Source organism: Paenibacillus sp. FSL H8-0079 (assembly GCF_037991315.1).
Classification (GTDB): Bacteria; Bacillota; Bacilli; order Paenibacillales; family Paenibacillaceae; genus Paenibacillus.
The window spans coordinates 3,125,676-3,140,321 of the sequence record NZ_CP150300.1; the positions used below are offsets into that span (position 1 = coordinate 3,125,676).

Consider the following 14,646-nt stretch of genomic DNA (forward strand, 5'->3'; position numbering starts at 1 on the left):
CGGAGTGCTTTATCTGAAAAGTCGCCATGTGGCGGCTTTTTTTGAATGATGAGAGAAGTGAATTGACAGTTCCTTTATATTAAAGTTATTATAGATACATTAGATCCTTAATTGAGAAGGAGATTATATTCTATGAATAACGGACATTCATCCGATCAAGCGAACGAACCGTGGAGTGGTCATTCCATCCCGTTTACAACGTTACAGGAAACACCTATCTTATCCTTACTCCAGCCGTCCCATGGGGAACGAATCCTTGATGTAGGTTGCGGAAATGGGGAGATGACAGCCAAAATTGCAGCCGCAGGAGCACTGCCAACAGGTATAGATTTTTCAGAGGAGACGATTAGGCAAGCTAAACTGAAATACCCGGATATGAATATTCAAGTCGAAAATGCTTGTCATTATCGGACAGAAGAACCGTTCGATGCCGTTTTCTCTCATGCCGTTCTGCATTGGATACAAGATGCTCCAGCTGTAGTCCAATCGATACAGTTAGCGCTCAAGAAGGGCGGAAGGTTCGTGGCCGAGTTCGCCGGAAGTGGCAATACAGCTATATTGATTGCGGCGGTACGAGAAGAACTGGATACCCGTGGATACGAATGGGAAGGACGGAACCCATGGTATCACCCGACCATTGGCGAATATGCGAGTCTGCTGGAGCAGAACGGATTTCGCATTAGTCTAGCTCAGCATGTGGACCAATTTACCCCGTTCAGGCCAGGTGTCAGAAAGTGGTTGAATAGCTTCGCTGAGTATTTATTCAAGGACATCGCGCTTGCAGAACAGGAAGTTATTATGGATACTATTGAGAGGAAGGTACAGCCACAACTGATGCGGGATGCACAATGGTATCTGGACAGAAGCCGACTGCGAGTTGTAGCTATTAAGGAATAGGAGAATATGGGATGAAAATGGATAAACCCAAGATTCAGGAGCAGTTGCTCGAACAAGAAACCATTACATTTCTCGAATCCAAAGTCGAGTACAAACACAAGTTGATTGAGAATATTACACTGGATCACCAGGAAGCGAGCAAGGTTTCATTTGAAAATGTTGTATTTAGACATGTGACGATCTCGGAGTCAACCTTGGAACAATTTGAATTCACCGATGTTCGCTTTGAACACTGCGACTTCTCCAATGTCAATCTCTCAAGTGCCTTCATGCACCGGATCGAATGGCATAACTGTAAGTTTGTCGGAACTGATTTTTCCAATAGTCGATTGCAAAATGTCAATTTCCTTCATGGCTTAGGAGACTACAGCAACTTCCGTTTTGCCCACTTGAAACAGGTCTCCTTCTCCGAATGTACCTTGATTGGTGCGGATTTTGCCTATCTGGCACTTCAAAAAATAGAGTTCATTCAATGTAACATCGACCAAGCTTCCATGACGGGTACCAAAATGAAGGATTTGGATCTTAGCGATTGCCAATTTGACTCCTTGGTGCTGACCATGGAAGATCTCAACGGTTGTGTGATCTCACCACATCAAGCCGCTACATTTGTAGGATTAATGGGCATCAGTATTAAATAAATTGGCATGAACATATTCATGGGGTTGCCAAGATAGTAGAAGTGTGTATAATTGGAGACACATTAGAATAAAAACAGGTTTTCTAGGGTTCCGCGGCGGTTGTGTCGGTCTGGTCCGAGAGAAAACCCGCAACCTGTTGGTTGTGCCACGGAGGGATAAAAGCCTGGGAGATGAACTGCTTGATGCAGTTTGTTTCCCGGGCTTTTTTTGTTTTTTCGCTAATGAACCCTTACGGGTTGTACAAAAAAATGTAAAAGAGAAGGAGTGTTACAGGAATGAATAAAACGTGGATGTCGGTTGTGATTGCTGCTGTGTTTGAAGTGGGTTGGGTCATTGGATTGAAACATGCCAGTGGTCTGCTGGAATGGGGGCTTACGCTGGTTGCGATTATCATTAGTTTCTCCTTGATGATTGCAGCTTCGCGGACACTGCCCGTGGGAACTGTGTATGCAGTTTTCGTTGGCCTGGGTACCGCAGGTACGGTGCTTGCAGAGATTCTTTTGTTTAATGCACCTGTGCAAACCGGAAAAATGATTCTCATTGGTGTACTTTTACTCGGCGTAATTGGTCTTAAAATGCTAAGTAAAGAGAAGAATAAGGAGGTGCAGCTATAATGAACTGGGTATTTCTAATCTTGGCAGGCGTATTTGAGATGATCGGAGTGCTGATGATAAACAAGTTGCACAAAGACCGTAATTTCATTTCACTGGTTCTATTGGTAGCCGGGTTTGGTTTGAGCTTTATATTTCTATCTCTGGCGATGAAAACTCTTCCGATGGGAACAGCATATGCCGTGTGGACGGGAATAGGAGCTTCCGGCGGTGCCATACTTGGCATGGTGTTTTATGGGGAACCTCGAAATGCCCTAAGAATTGTGTTTATCGCCATGGTACTCGGATCAGCAGTAGGTCTTAAATTGGTCAGTTGAAAAAATGAAAATAAAAAGATGATTTACAGATTGCGTTTTTAATGTTATCCTTATACGTTACGTGTGAAATAAAAGATACGTCTTATTGATAGATGTGCGTAAATGAAGGAGACAACATGACATTTAACGACTTAAATATTATCCCCTCTATTATGGAAGGGTTAAGCAAAGCAAACTATACTAATCCTACGCCTATACAGGAACAAGCAATTCCAGCTGTATTAGCGGGCAGAGACCTGCTGGGATGTGCACAGACAGGAACAGGCAAGACGGCAGCATTTTCGGTGCCAATCATTCAATTATTGAGCGAAAGATCCAAAGGACAAGGATCGAAGTCCGCACGACATATTCGCTCATTGATTTTGACACCAACAAGAGAGCTGGCTATTCAAATCGCGGACAACATCAAGGTATATAGTCGGTATACGGACATCCGTTGTACAGCTATCGTTGGTGGTGTTTCGCAAAAAGTGCAAGAGCGTGCGCTGAATCAAGGTGCAGATATTATTATCGCAACGCCTGGTAGATTGAACGATCTGATTAACCAGAAACGTATTGATCTGAAGATGGTTGAGATTCTCGTTCTGGATGAAGCAGACCGGATGTTGGACATGGGCTTCATTCATGATGTGAAAAGAATCATTGCCAAAATGCCGAACAAGAAGCAAACGCTGTTCTTCTCAGCTACGATGCCTCCTGAAATCACCAAAATGGTTAAAACCTTGCTGGTTGATCCAGTCAAAGTAGAAATTACACCGGTATCTTCAACAGTAGACCGCATTGAGCAGTCTATATATTTGCTGGAGAATGGCAAGAAGCAGCAGATGTTGAACCAAATTTTGGAGGATAAATCCATCGTCACGGCATTGGTGTTCACACGCACGAAGCGCGGCGCTGACCGGGTTACACGTGATTTGGCCAAAGTGAATGTTACGGCACAGGCTATTCATGGCAATAAGTCTCAGAACGAGCGACAACGGGCACTGAACAACTTCAAGAGCGGGGCCACGCGAGTACTGGTAGCTACGGATATCGCTGCAAGAGGAATTGATGTGGAAGAACTGTCGCATGTCATTAACTTTAACCTGCCTAACATTCCGGAAACGTATGTTCACCGTATTGGACGTACAGGTCGAGCAGGGAAAAGCGGGATGGCCATCTCATTCTGTGAGAAAGACGAACTTCCATTCCTGAAGGATATCGAGAAAGTGATTAAAAAGACGATTCCTGAAGTGAAAGGTCATCCGTATCCGATGACAGGTGTACCTGTGTTTGAAAAAACGAACAAAGCACCAGGCGGTAAACCTGCCTTTAACAAATCATCTGCAGGCAAACCGGCCAAGTCCAAGGCGAACCCGGCACGCAAGCCCAAATCCGAGTGGTTTGCCAAGAGTGGCAAAACCAATAATAGTCGTTCAAACGACGGTAGACCTAGTAGCAGTAGATCAAACAGCAGTAGCAGTAAATCCAACAATGGCTCATTTAATCGCAGCAGCAAAACAAGAAACGATAGAGCCAACTAAGTTTTCGTAAATGCAAGATAAAGGGGCTGTCCCATAAGTCATAAAATGGCTAGAGACAGCTCTGTTTTCAAAATTGTAAAACAAAAAGAAACCGTTCCTTGGTAAAATGGAAGTGCGACCCACCATTTGAAAGGAGACGGTTTCTTTGTACATTCAATATACCATGGATCAACTTTTCTTGCCAATGGATTTGGAGACAGATATCCCCAAAAATCACCTCGTTCGTGTTGTGAATAACGCAATCAATCGCCTCAGCGATTCCATTTTTAACTCGGCGTATCCTGGCGGGGGTCGCCATAGCTATCATCCCAAAATGCTCACCAAAATCATCATCTACGCCTACACCCAGCGCATCTATTCTTCCCGGCAAATTGCCAAGGCGGTTCGCGAAAATATCATGTTCATGTGGATAGCCGGGCGGCAACAACCGGATTTCCGGACCATTAATCGCTTTCGTTCCGAGCGGATGAAAGAGGTCTTGGAAACTGTGTTTACCCATGTGCTGGAGCTGTTGGTTCAGGAGCAATACGTGTCCTTGGATCACTATTTTTTGGACGGAACCAAGCTTGAAGCGAATGCGAATCGCTACACCTTTGTGTGGAAAAAAGCCGTCGTCAAGCACCAGGCCAAGCTGCAAGAAAAAGTACATACCTTGTTTCAAGCCATCGAAGAAGCGGAAAACGAAGAAGATACCCTCCACACCGGAACCGACCTGCCTGAACTTGGCGAAGTCTCGGCTCTCACTGCGGAAAAACTGGAACAAGCCGTCAAGCAATTGGAGGAAAAGCTAAGCGAAAAACCGAAGAGCAAAACATTAAAAAAAGCGGTGCGACAGTTGTGCAAAGACTTCCTGCCCCGGTTGCAAAAGTATGAGCATCAGATCCAAACTGCTGGTGAGCGGGGCAGTTACAGCAAAACCGATCCAGATGCGACGTTCATGCGAATGAAAGAAGACCACATGCGAAATGGTCAACTAAAGCCTGGATACAATGTACAAATCGGAACGGAAAACCAGTTTGTATTGGGCTACAGTGTACACCAGCGGCCCACGGACACCAAATGTCTGAAACCGCACCTGGATCATCTGGAAGAGCAGCTTGGTAAAAGAGTGAAAACCGTCATTGCCGATGCCGGGTATGGAAGCGAAGAAAATTACAGCTATTTGGAAGAAAAAAACATCCACGGCATCGTCAAATACGGAACATACCATAAAGAGAAAACGAGGGCATGGAAGCAAGCGCTGGGCAAAGTGGACCACTGGAGCTACAACGAAACCGAAGATACATGGACCTGTGCGGCAGGGCAAACGTTACCATTCCGGTATGAAAGTCAGGCGGTCACGGAGAGTGGCTACGCGATTCGAACCCGCCATTATCGAAGTGCAGACTGTAGCGAATGTCCCCTGAAAACCAAATGCACAACAGCGAAAGGCAATCGGGAGATTACCGTCAGTCTTACCTATATGCGTCAAAAAAACGAGATGCGGGAACGGTTACGTAGTGAGGAAGGATATACCCTTTCAGTTCGGCGCATGACGGAGCCTGAGAGTGTGTTTGGACAAATTAAAAATAACCGGGGATTCCGAAGATTCCTGCTTCGCGGCTTGCAAAAAGTGAGCCTGGAGGTTGGGTGGCTTTGCCTTGCCCACAATCTACTCAAAAAAGCCACATTGACAGAAAAACGCAAAAAGGACAAAGCAGAATAAACCTCTGCTTTGTCCTTTTTTGAACGTATGCGTGGTATTTCTTTTTGCCTATACTTTTTTCAAGGGCTTTTGAGACAGCCCCTTTATTATGTGCAGCGAGCATATTTACATACGAACTTACATTCGGTATCATTATAACGTCCACTGGTGAAAGGGAGGAACTGACTTGAAGGATACGATGATTGAATACAGTTTGAAGAAGAAAGGTGCGATCAAGGATTATCCATTTGGGCCTAATCCAGTCGCGATGAAGGTTGCGGGTAAGATGTTCGCGCTTATTTTTGAAAACGAAGAGAACTGTCGCTTGAACTTAAAATGTGATCCCATTATTGCAGAGAACCTGAGAGAGCAGCATGAAGCGGTTCAACCGGGATATCATATGAACAAAAAACACTGGAATACCATTACGCTGGATGGTTCATTGTCAGATGAGGATATCTACGTCATGATTGATCACTCTTATGAACTGGTTGTCAAATCCCTTCCGAAAAGCGTTCGGGAATCTCTGTCCGAATAGTGAAGCATTTCATGTAACTCACATTAATCGTCACTTAACAGGTCACTGACCTGGAGTTTCTCATATGTCTCGGCTGATGTCTGTCTATTCGTCGCATAGTTGATTTTATAAATGCAGGAGTAGATGACGTTTAACACATATTCAAAAGCAATCTGGGAAGAAAATGATCCGATCTTGGCAAGCTTCACTTCATCATTGGGAACGCGGATACAGATCGTGCTGAGCTTTGCCAGTTCGCTGTGACTGGTTGCTGTGATGGTGATAAAAGGAATGTGTTCACGCTTAAAATGATGGGCCGCTGTAATATAACTCTGAGATTTTCCATGATAGGTGAGGAAAATAGCACAGTCTCTTGTCGTCAGATTGACGGTATGGTGCGCCCATTCAGACAGCTCGGTGGCAATGACTACATATTTATTGATTTTGAACAGTTTATTTTGAAAACTTTTCGCCCGGATCTGTGAATCGCCCATGGCGTAGATGAATATCCGTTCAGCCCGATCCAATAATTGCGCTGTGTGTGACAGCAAGTCATCGTCCATATAGGCCACATTCTTCTCGATGGTTTCCTTCATTAATTCGGCAATTTCTTTTGCCACCTGAAGCGAAGACTCACCCAGACTGAACGGATAATTAGGGTCCACATTGGATATGTTCTGGGCGGAGTCCTGCTCAAATTCCCGGGCAAGTCTGATGATGAATTCTTTGAAGCCAGTGAGTTCAAGTTTGTGAATGAGTCGGTTAATTGCCGAATGCGAGGTATAGGTAACTTTCGCGAGTTCTTGCACATTTAAGTGAAGAATACGGTCCTTATGTGTCAATATGTAGGAAGCGATGCTTTTTTCATTTGGTGTAAAGTTATGCATGTCGGATAATTGAGTTAGTATTTTCAATAGGTTCACCCCAAGTAAGTTGAATAACGTCGATTATGGGCGTTCATTAAACATTTTGTTTATAGACAGACCGTTAGGCATCCTAAAAATGGTCGATTGTACCGTTATGGCGGCAAAGCCTATATTCAGGGTTGTCTTCTTTTATAATAAATGAAAAAGACCCTTGGGGGAATGAATATGTTAACCATCGGATACATTGGTAATGGTAAAAGTGCGAATCGTTACCATCTTCCTTTTTCATTGAATCGAGATTATCTGAACGTAAAGACCATCTATGCTCGTAGCCCGGAAAAAACGGAATGGCCGAGAATATCGGACGTAATCTACACCGATGACGTTTCCGCGGTGATGAATGATGAGGAGATTCAATTGGTTGTGATCTGCACACACACAGTGTCCCATTATTCATACGCGAAAATGGCACTCGATCACGGAAAACATGTGCTTGTGGAGAAACCGTTCATGTTAACCCAGGCGGAAGCCATATCCATCTTCCAATACGCCAAAGATAAAAATCTGGTGATCCAATGTTATCAGAACAGACGTTATGATTCGGACTTCTTTACAACAAAGAAAGTGATTGAATCAGGGAAGCTGGGGGATCTGCTGGAAGTAGAGATGCACTACGATTACTACCGTCCGGAAATCCCGAACAACATCTCTCATTTTTCCAAATATCACAGTTATCTATACGGACATGGGGTGCATACCATCGATCAGGTGTTGTCCTATTTCGGCAAACCGGATACGATCCATTCCGATGTGCGTCAACTGCTTGGTGAGGGAAGAATGAACGATTACTTTGATCTGGACTTCTATTATTCCTCACTCAAAGTGTCCGTCAAATCAAGCTTTTTCCGTTTGAAGCCCCGTCCAAGTTTTGTGGTATATGGCAAGAAGGGTGTGTTCGTGAAACAAACGGAGGACCGGCAGGAGGAACATCTGAAATTGTTTTATCTGCCCAAGGGACATGCTGATTTTGGTGTGGATCTCCCGCAGCACTATGGCGTCTTGACCTATCTGGATGATGAAGGAATCTATCATGAGGAAAAAGTGGTTTCGGAGACTGGGGATTATGCCCGAGTGTATGATGATATCTATGAATCCATTGTACATGGCAAGGATAAGGTCATCAGAGATGAAGAAACGATTACCGCGATGGGGATTCTGGAACAAGGTATAGCAGCGTGCAAATAAACAAATAAGCATTGAGCTTACGATTATAGATCCGTTTTGAAGAAAAGGTAAGTAAAGATGAACGGGGCTGTCTCAAAAGCCCTTGAAAAAAGTATAGGCAAAAAGAAATACCACGCATACGTTCAAAAAAGGACAAAGCAGAGGTTTATTCTGCTTTGTCCTTTTTGCGTTTTTCTGTCAATGTGGCTTTTTTGAGTAGATTGTGGGCAAGGCAAAGCCACCCAACCTCCAGGCTCACTTTTTGCAAGCCGCGAAGCAGGAATCTTCGGAATCCCCGGTTATTTTTAATTTGTCCAAACACACTCTCAGGCTCCGTCATGCGCCGAACTGAAAGGGTATATCCTTCCTCACTACGTAACCGTTCCCGCATCTCGTTTTTTTGACGCATATAGGTAAGACTGACGGTAATCTCCCGATTGCCTTTCGCTGTTGTGCATTTGGTTTTCAGGGGACATTCGCTACAGTCTGCACTTCGATAATGGCGGGTTCGAATCGCGTAGCCACTCTCCGTGACCGCCTGACTTTCATACCGGAATGGTAACGTTTGCCCTGCCGCACAGGTCCATGTATCTTCGGTTTCGTTGTAGCTCCAGTGGTCCACTTTGCCCAGCGCTTGCTTCCATGCCCTCGTTTTCTCTTTATGGTATGTTCCGTATTTGACGATGCCGTGGATGTTTTTTTCTTCCAAATAGCTGTAATTTTCTTCGCTTCCATACCCGGCATCGGCAATGACGGTTTTCACTCTTTTACCAAGCTGCTCTTCCAGATGATCCAGGTGCGGTTTCAGACATTTGGTGTCCGTGGGCCGCTGGTGTACACTGTAGCCCAATACAAACTGGTTTTCCGTTCCGATTTGTACATTGTATCCAGGCTTTAGTTGACCATTTCGCATGTGGTCTTCTTTCATTCGCATGAACGTCGCATCTGGATCGGTTTTGCTGTAACTGCCCCGCTCACCAGCAGTTTGGATCTGATGCTCATACTTTTGCAACCGGGGCAGGAAGTCTTTGCACAACTGTCGCACCGCTTTTTTTAATGTTTTGCTCTTCGGTTTTTCGCTTAGCTTTTCCTCCAATTGCTTGACGGCTTGTTCCAGTTTTTCCGCAGTGAGAGCCGAGACTTCGCCAAGTTCAGGCAGGTCGGTTCCGGTGTGGAGGGTATCTTCTTCGTTTTCCGCTTCTTCGATGGCTTGAAACAAGGTATGTACTTTTTCTTGCAGCTTGGCCTGGTGCTTGACGACGGCTTTTTTCCACACAAAGGTGTAGCGATTCGCATTCGCTTCAAGCTTGGTTCCGTCCAAAAAATAGTGATCCAAGGACACGTATTGCTCCTGAACCAACAGCTCCAGCACATGGGTAAACACAGTTTCCAAGACCTCTTTCATCCGCTCGGAACGAAAGCGATTAATGGTCCGGAAATCCGGTTGTTGCCGCCCGGCTATCCACATGAACATGATATTTTCGCGAACCGCCTTGGCAATTTGCCGGGAAGAATAGATGCGCTGGGTGTAGGCGTAGATGATGATTTTGGTGAGCATTTTGGGATGATAGCTATGGCGACCCCCGCCAGGATACGCCGAGTTAAAAATGGAATCGCTGAGGCGATTGATTGCGTTATTCACAACACGAACGAGGTGATTTTTGGGGATATCTGTCTCCAAATCCATTGGCAAGAAAAGTTGATCCATGGTATATTGAATGTACAAAGAAACCGTCTCCTTTCAAATGGTGGGTCGCACTTCCATTTTACCAAGGAACGGTTTCTTTTTGTTTTACAATTTTGAAAACAGAGCTGTCTCTAGCCATTTTATGACTTATGGGACAGCCCCATTCAATTTCAGTTTTGGATATAGCTGATGATAGAACCAACGGTGATCCGATAGAATGCTTCTGGATTCGTGATGGATTAAGTTAAATCCACAACCACTTTAACCGTTCCTTTGGCCTGAATGGCTGTATTAAAGGCATCCTGGATATCATCCAGTTTGTATACCTGTGTTACAAGGGTAGATAATTCATGATGGAAGTGGGTCAGATGTTTCACAACCATACTGAAATCCTCGTGCGTGTATCCACTGGAACCTTTCACTTGCACTTCTTTGGACATCACCTGTTGCAGGCTGATAGGCACCTCGGTTTTGTACACGGCAATAATGGAGATTCTGGCCTGCGGTTTGACGATCTTCATGATCTTCTCGAACAACACCGGAGCACCAGCCGCATCGATATATACATCGACATTCGGTACCTCAACGCCGTATACATTAACGGTGCCGTATTGTGCAGCCAGTCCCTCTTCTAGTGTAGTAGTGGAGGTATTCACGGTCAGAGCACCGAGTCCTGCAGCTTTGGCGAGACGCCATTCATCGATATCCACAACACATACCTGTTTCATTCCCTCAGCAATCAGACTTGCAGCAGCCAGCAGGCCAATCGGACCCGCGCCCATGACGACAATTCGATCTTCAGGTTTCGGATCTGCACTGAATGCACCATGTCGTCCTACACTCATAGGCTCAATCAATGAGGCTACTTCTGCCGGAACACTTGGATCTATTTCATATAAGTTATAATCAAGCTTGGCTTCTTCCACCAGAACGTACTGGGAGAATCCGGAGCATTCCAGCGATTTGCGCCGTCCGACTTTTTTGGCGGTAATGGGATTAATGCCTACACGCATTCCGATGTGGATCTCCGAAGCAACGTCAGATCCGATCTCGACAACTTCACCAACCATCTCATGTCCAAATTCAGAGCCCAGGCTGATGCCCATATCCCCTTGACCCACTTTAACAATATTAATATCGGTTCCGCAGATTCCACCGCGCAGGTTTCGTACCAGAACATCGGTTGGACCAACAACCGGCATTGGTTTTTCTTCCACACGAATATCATTTTTACCATAATAAATAGCTGCTTTCATCATGACTCACTCCTTATGACTGATTATCATTCACTGCTTGAGCGACTGAGTACGTTTATCATGATGCAACGATGTTTCCGTGTTGTTTGAATATTGTTTATGAGATATTAATTTAAGAGATGATAGATAGACGGTTCAAACAATTTTTTAACATCTGGACATTATAATGAGGACATGTAGCTCGAAAGGATGATTAGATGATCAAAATACTTGTGGTAGAGGACGACATTAAACTGAATCGTATTATCTGTACATATCTAACCAATAACGGATATCACGCTGTCGGATGCTTTAATCCGCGAGAGGCGTATGATTTGATGTATAACGACATGTACGATCTTCTGATTTCCGATGTCATGATGCCAGAGATCGACGGATTTGAGTTTGCCGAGACGGTAAGACAGATTAATAAAACCATTCCCATTCTTTTTGTCACAGCACGTGACGATATTGCCTCCAAACAAAAGGGCTATCAGGCAGGGATCGATGATTATATGGTCAAACCCGTGGATCTGGACGAGCTGGTCCTGCGTGTAGGTGCGCTGTTGAGGCGGGCCAATATTGCCCATGAGAAGAAACTGAGTGTAGGAAGTCTGTTGATGGATGCAAATGATATGACAACAACGGTGAATGGAGAGGAAGTTTCCGTAACTGTGCGAGAATTCAATATCCTTTACAAATTGCTTTCCTATCCCAAACATACCTTTTCCCGTGCACAGCTGATGGACGAGTTCTGGGGCATAGACAGTCAGACCAGCCTGCGTGCAGTGGACGTATACATTGTGAAACTTCGGGACAAGTTCTCCGTGTGTGAGGATTTTAAAATCGTGACCGTGCACGGACTTGGCTACAAGGCCGTATTGCAATGAGCAAGACACAGATCACGGACGTGCGAATTAAAAAGCCACTACTATCATGGAAAGAGTTTCTCGGTACGTATCTCTTGTTGTCTACGTTGACCGCAGGACAAGCTCTCATCTATAACGCCTATCTGCCTGTGGGTTATGTCCCATGGCCTTATATTTTCGGTATCTCGGGCTACTGGGTCATCGTCAGTCTTATTTTTTGCCTGGTGACAGCAAGGCAGAAGTATAATGCCTTCGATAAGCCAATGCGCAAACTGAGTGAGGCTGCGAAGCAGGTAGCGGAAGGAGATTTCTCCGTGTATCTGGAACCGATTCACCGAGCGGACAAGCAGAATTACGTGGATGTGATGTTTGAGGATTTTAATAAAATGGTAGAAGAGCTGAACAGTATTGAAACGTTGAAAAATGATTTCATCTCCAATGTATCTCACGAGATTAAGACACCATTATCGGTCATCCACGGGTATGCCATGGCGTTGCAGCAGGATGATATACGTCCAGAACTCCGAAAAGAGTACACAGACACCATCATTTCTTCCACGAACAAACTCGCGACCCTTGTCGTTAATATCCTGAAGCTGAACAAATTGGAGAATCAGGAGATTATCCCTGTTGCCGAGCCTTATGATCTGTGCAGGCAGCTTGCTGAATGTGCTCTTTATTTTGAACAGACATGGGAAGAAAAAGACATTGAATTCATGGTGGATATCGAAGATCGTGCCATCATTCATGCGGAAGAAAGTATGCTGGAGATCGTATGGCATAATCTCTTCTCCAATGCGCTCAAATTCACATCTCCCGGAGGAAAGATCAGCCTCAAGCAGACGTCGGATGAAGACACCATTACAGTCATGGTATCGGACACAGGCTGTGGCATGAATGAAGAAACGATGAAACATATCTTCGATAAATTCTTTCAAGGGGACCCCTCCCATCACGGAGAGGGGAATGGCCTCGGCCTCGCTCTTTCGTTACGTGTTATCGAGTTAGTAGGGGGTGTTATTTCGGTGGAGAGCGAAGCGCAGAAGGGCACAACCTTCACCGTTAAGCTAAAAGTGGGAGAGTAACATATAACCTAGTTACGTAAGCTTGAATAGCTAAGCCTGAATTCGAAACCATCGAATTTAGGCTTTTATTCATATTTCGTAAACATTTCATAAGCAACTTATAAACATTTGGTCGGTACGATAGGAACATCCAATGAGGGATATAGGAAAACCATTGAGGGAGTGATGACACAGATGAGTGAGATGATCAGAACTGAACATAGCTTCGTCGGCTATGAATATAAAGACGTTATTGTGAAGCAAGATGTTGAATCAATGTATACGGACGGATATGCGCACTTCGGCTGGATTCTGGAAGCTACTTCAACGCCATTTCAAAACGTGGGTTCCGTCACGATGAAGTTCAAGCGGGATCGCAAGATTCGGAACAAAGCGGAGTTGACCCGCCTGCAAAGACAATTCGAATCCTGTGTTACCGAGATAGCAACATTGGAACGATCCAAGATTATGGGAGCTTCTGCCGTTGCTTATATCATCGGAATTGTCGGTACAGCTTGTATGGCTGGCTCGGTGTTTGCATATCAGGCTAACATGCTGCCTCTTACCATTACTCTGGCGATCCCTGGTTTCGCAGGCTGGATTATCCCGTATTTCAGCTACTCCGGGCTTCGCAAGAAAAAGTCCGACAAGGTGACGCCTTACATCGACAAGAAATATGACGAAATATACGAGGTATGTGAAAAGGCGAATGGTCTGCTCGCCAAGTAGTATGAATATCCTATGAAAATGAAGACATACTTGAAGTCCATATGGTCCCGTTACCTTGGAAATAAGCAAGATCGAACGGCCATGATCAACGTTGCTTCCCTTGTTATCAATGCTTTTATCGGAATAGGCAAGTTAATCCTGGGGATCTATCTGCTTTCCGGATGGTTCATCACGAATGCTGTATATTATCTGATTCTGTGTGTAGCCAAAGGGCAGGTACTTCAACAATATAAAGTTGCCATAGGAATGGAGTCTCCCCAAGAGAGATATGCATTGGAGCTTACGGTCTATAAGCGCGGAGGTCTTTTCCTTTGCTTTCTGGGGATATCCTATTCGATAGTCTGTCTGCGAATGTATCTGATCGGTGATGCCTTCATCTATAGCGGCATGATTGTGTATATCGTAGCTACAGTTGCTTTTACCAAGCTGGCTTTTGCCATGTACGGTACCTGGGCTAATCGTCATCTCCATAACCCGATCATGTCTACATTAAAAATGATTAATTTCACCGATGCCATGGTATCCATCGTCGTGACGCAAGCGACATTGCTTACCATGCAAGCCTCACCTTTTGCATTAAAAACCAGTAGCCTGTTTGGCATGGGGTGCAGTGCTTTATTTTGTCTGATGGGAGTTCGGATGATGTTCCACAAGAAAAAGGAGTCCAATATGGAGCAGGGGAGTGCAACAAACGAAAAGGGAGATGAATGAGGAGGGATTCACATGGAATGGTGTTATGTACTCCTGCTCAATATCATTTTGATCATGACCAAAATCATCGC

Annotated in this window: 15 protein-coding genes and 1 riboswitch; of the genes, 12 read left to right on the top strand and 3 right to left on the bottom strand. The window is 44.8% G+C overall.

The window, feature by feature from the left end:
- The first annotated feature begins 132 nt into the window (after positions 1-132).
- The 7 genes from MHI06_RS13970 to MHI06_RS14000 all read left to right on the top strand — a co-directional run bounded on the left by MHI06_RS13970 (position 133) and on the right by MHI06_RS14000 (position 6,211).
- On the top strand, positions 133-897 hold the full coding sequence (locus tag MHI06_RS13970) for a class I SAM-dependent methyltransferase (protein ID WP_340401878.1): 765 nt from the start codon (positions 133-135) through the stop codon (positions 895-897).
- Between the two features lie 11 nt (positions 898-908).
- Entirely contained in the window at positions 909-1,538 is a 630-nt protein-coding gene (locus MHI06_RS13975; RefSeq protein ID WP_340401879.1) for a pentapeptide repeat-containing protein, read from the top strand.
- A gap of 71 nt (positions 1,539-1,609) precedes the next feature.
- Positions 1,610-1,710, top strand: a riboswitch (guanidine-I (ykkC/yxkD leader).
- Positions 1,711-1,813: 103 nt separating this feature from the next.
- A complete protein-coding gene (locus tag MHI06_RS13980) occupies positions 1,814-2,152 on the top strand; it encodes a multidrug efflux SMR transporter (RefSeq protein ID WP_169479548.1) in 339 nt (112 codons plus the stop codon).
- A complete protein-coding gene (locus MHI06_RS13985; RefSeq protein ID WP_340401880.1) occupies positions 2,152-2,466 on the top strand; it encodes a multidrug efflux SMR transporter in 315 nt (104 codons plus the stop codon). The genes MHI06_RS13980 and MHI06_RS13985 overlap by 1 nt, the downstream gene beginning before the upstream one ends.
- Before the next feature lie 116 nt (positions 2,467-2,582).
- Positions 2,583-3,989, top strand: coding sequence for a DEAD/DEAH box helicase (locus MHI06_RS13990; protein ID WP_340401881.1), 1,407 nt, complete (start codon positions 2,583-2,585; stop codon positions 3,987-3,989).
- 145 nt (positions 3,990-4,134) lie between these two features.
- Positions 4,135-5,694 carry an IS1182 family transposase gene (locus MHI06_RS13995; RefSeq protein WP_340398831.1) on the top strand — a complete coding sequence of 520 codons (1,560 nt, stop codon included), beginning with the start codon at positions 4,135-4,137 and terminating at the stop codon, positions 5,692-5,694.
- Between the two features lie 166 nt (positions 5,695-5,860).
- Entirely contained in the window at positions 5,861-6,211 is a 351-nt protein-coding gene (locus tag MHI06_RS14000) for an MmcQ/YjbR family DNA-binding protein (protein ID WP_340401882.1), read from the top strand.
- Between the two features lie 23 nt (positions 6,212-6,234).
- On the opposite strand, the gene MHI06_RS14005 is transcribed toward MHI06_RS14000, so the two are convergent.
- Positions 6,235-7,104, bottom strand: a complete 870-nt coding sequence (locus tag MHI06_RS14005) for a MurR/RpiR family transcriptional regulator (RefSeq protein ID WP_340401883.1) — start codon at positions 7,102-7,104, stop codon at positions 6,235-6,237.
- Between the two features lie 177 nt (positions 7,105-7,281).
- Between MHI06_RS14005 and MHI06_RS14010 the strand changes: the two genes are divergently transcribed.
- A complete protein-coding gene (locus MHI06_RS14010; protein ID WP_340401884.1) occupies positions 7,282-8,301 on the top strand; it encodes a Gfo/Idh/MocA family oxidoreductase in 1,020 nt (339 codons plus the stop codon).
- 145 nt (positions 8,302-8,446) lie between these two features.
- Here MHI06_RS14010 and MHI06_RS14015 read toward each other — a convergent pair whose 3' ends face one another.
- The gene (locus MHI06_RS14015) at positions 8,447-10,006 is read right to left on the bottom strand and encodes an IS1182 family transposase (RefSeq protein WP_340398831.1); all 1,560 of its coding nucleotides are present in this window, start codon (positions 10,004-10,006) and stop codon (positions 8,447-8,449) included.
- Positions 10,007-10,206: 200 nt separating this feature from the next.
- Entirely contained in the window at positions 10,207-11,226 is a 1,020-nt protein-coding gene (locus MHI06_RS14020) for a zinc-binding dehydrogenase (protein WP_340401885.1), read from the bottom strand.
- A gap of 194 nt (positions 11,227-11,420) precedes the next feature.
- On the opposite strand from MHI06_RS14020, the gene MHI06_RS14025 reads away from it, so the two are divergent.
- The 4 genes from MHI06_RS14025 to MHI06_RS14040 all read left to right on the top strand — a co-directional run bounded on the left by MHI06_RS14025 (position 11,421) and on the right by MHI06_RS14040 (position 14,575).
- Complete coding sequence (locus MHI06_RS14025; RefSeq protein WP_340401886.1) at positions 11,421-12,092, top strand: response regulator transcription factor; 672 nt, start codon at positions 11,421-11,423, stop codon at positions 12,090-12,092.
- Positions 12,089-13,156, top strand: coding sequence for a HAMP domain-containing sensor histidine kinase (locus MHI06_RS14030; RefSeq protein WP_340401887.1), 1,068 nt, complete (start codon positions 12,089-12,091; stop codon positions 13,154-13,156). Before MHI06_RS14025 ends, MHI06_RS14030 begins: the two co-directional genes overlap by 4 nt.
- 174 nt (positions 13,157-13,330) lie before the next feature.
- Positions 13,331-13,864 (top strand): hypothetical protein, encoded by a 534-nt coding sequence (locus tag MHI06_RS14035; protein WP_169479540.1) that lies wholly within the window; start codon positions 13,331-13,333, stop codon positions 13,862-13,864.
- A gap of 30 nt (positions 13,865-13,894) precedes the next feature.
- Complete coding sequence (locus MHI06_RS14040) at positions 13,895-14,575, top strand: hypothetical protein (RefSeq protein WP_340401888.1); 681 nt, start codon at positions 13,895-13,897, stop codon at positions 14,573-14,575.
- Positions 14,576-14,646: the final 71 nt, after the last annotated feature.

Bases quoted from the DNA above. Each gene is read 5' to 3' on its own strand.
- MHI06_RS13970 (WP_340401878.1), top strand. From the start codon at position 133: ATGAATAACGGACATTCATCCGATCAAGCGAACGAACCGTGGAGTGGT.
- MHI06_RS13975 (WP_340401879.1), top strand. From the start codon at position 909: ATGAAAATGGATAAACCCAAGATTCAGGAGCAGTTGCTCGAACAAGAA.
- MHI06_RS13980 (WP_169479548.1), top strand. From the start codon at position 1,814: ATGAATAAAACGTGGATGTCGGTTGTGATTGCTGCTGTGTTTGAAGTG.
- MHI06_RS13985 (WP_340401880.1), top strand. From the start codon at position 2,152: ATGAACTGGGTATTTCTAATCTTGGCAGGCGTATTTGAGATGATCGGA.
- MHI06_RS13990 (WP_340401881.1), top strand. From the start codon at position 2,583: ATGACATTTAACGACTTAAATATTATCCCCTCTATTATGGAAGGGTTA.
- MHI06_RS14010 (WP_340401884.1), top strand. From the start codon at position 7,282: ATGTTAACCATCGGATACATTGGTAATGGTAAAAGTGCGAATCGTTAC.
- MHI06_RS14020 (WP_340401885.1), bottom strand. From the start codon at position 11,226: ATGATGAAAGCAGCTATTTATTATGGTAAAAATGATATTCGTGTGGAA.
- MHI06_RS14025 (WP_340401886.1), top strand. From the start codon at position 11,421: ATGATCAAAATACTTGTGGTAGAGGACGACATTAAACTGAATCGTATT.
- MHI06_RS14030 (WP_340401887.1), top strand. From the start codon at position 12,089: ATGAGCAAGACACAGATCACGGACGTGCGAATTAAAAAGCCACTACTA.
- MHI06_RS14035 (WP_169479540.1), top strand. From the start codon at position 13,331: ATGAGTGAGATGATCAGAACTGAACATAGCTTCGTCGGCTATGAATAT.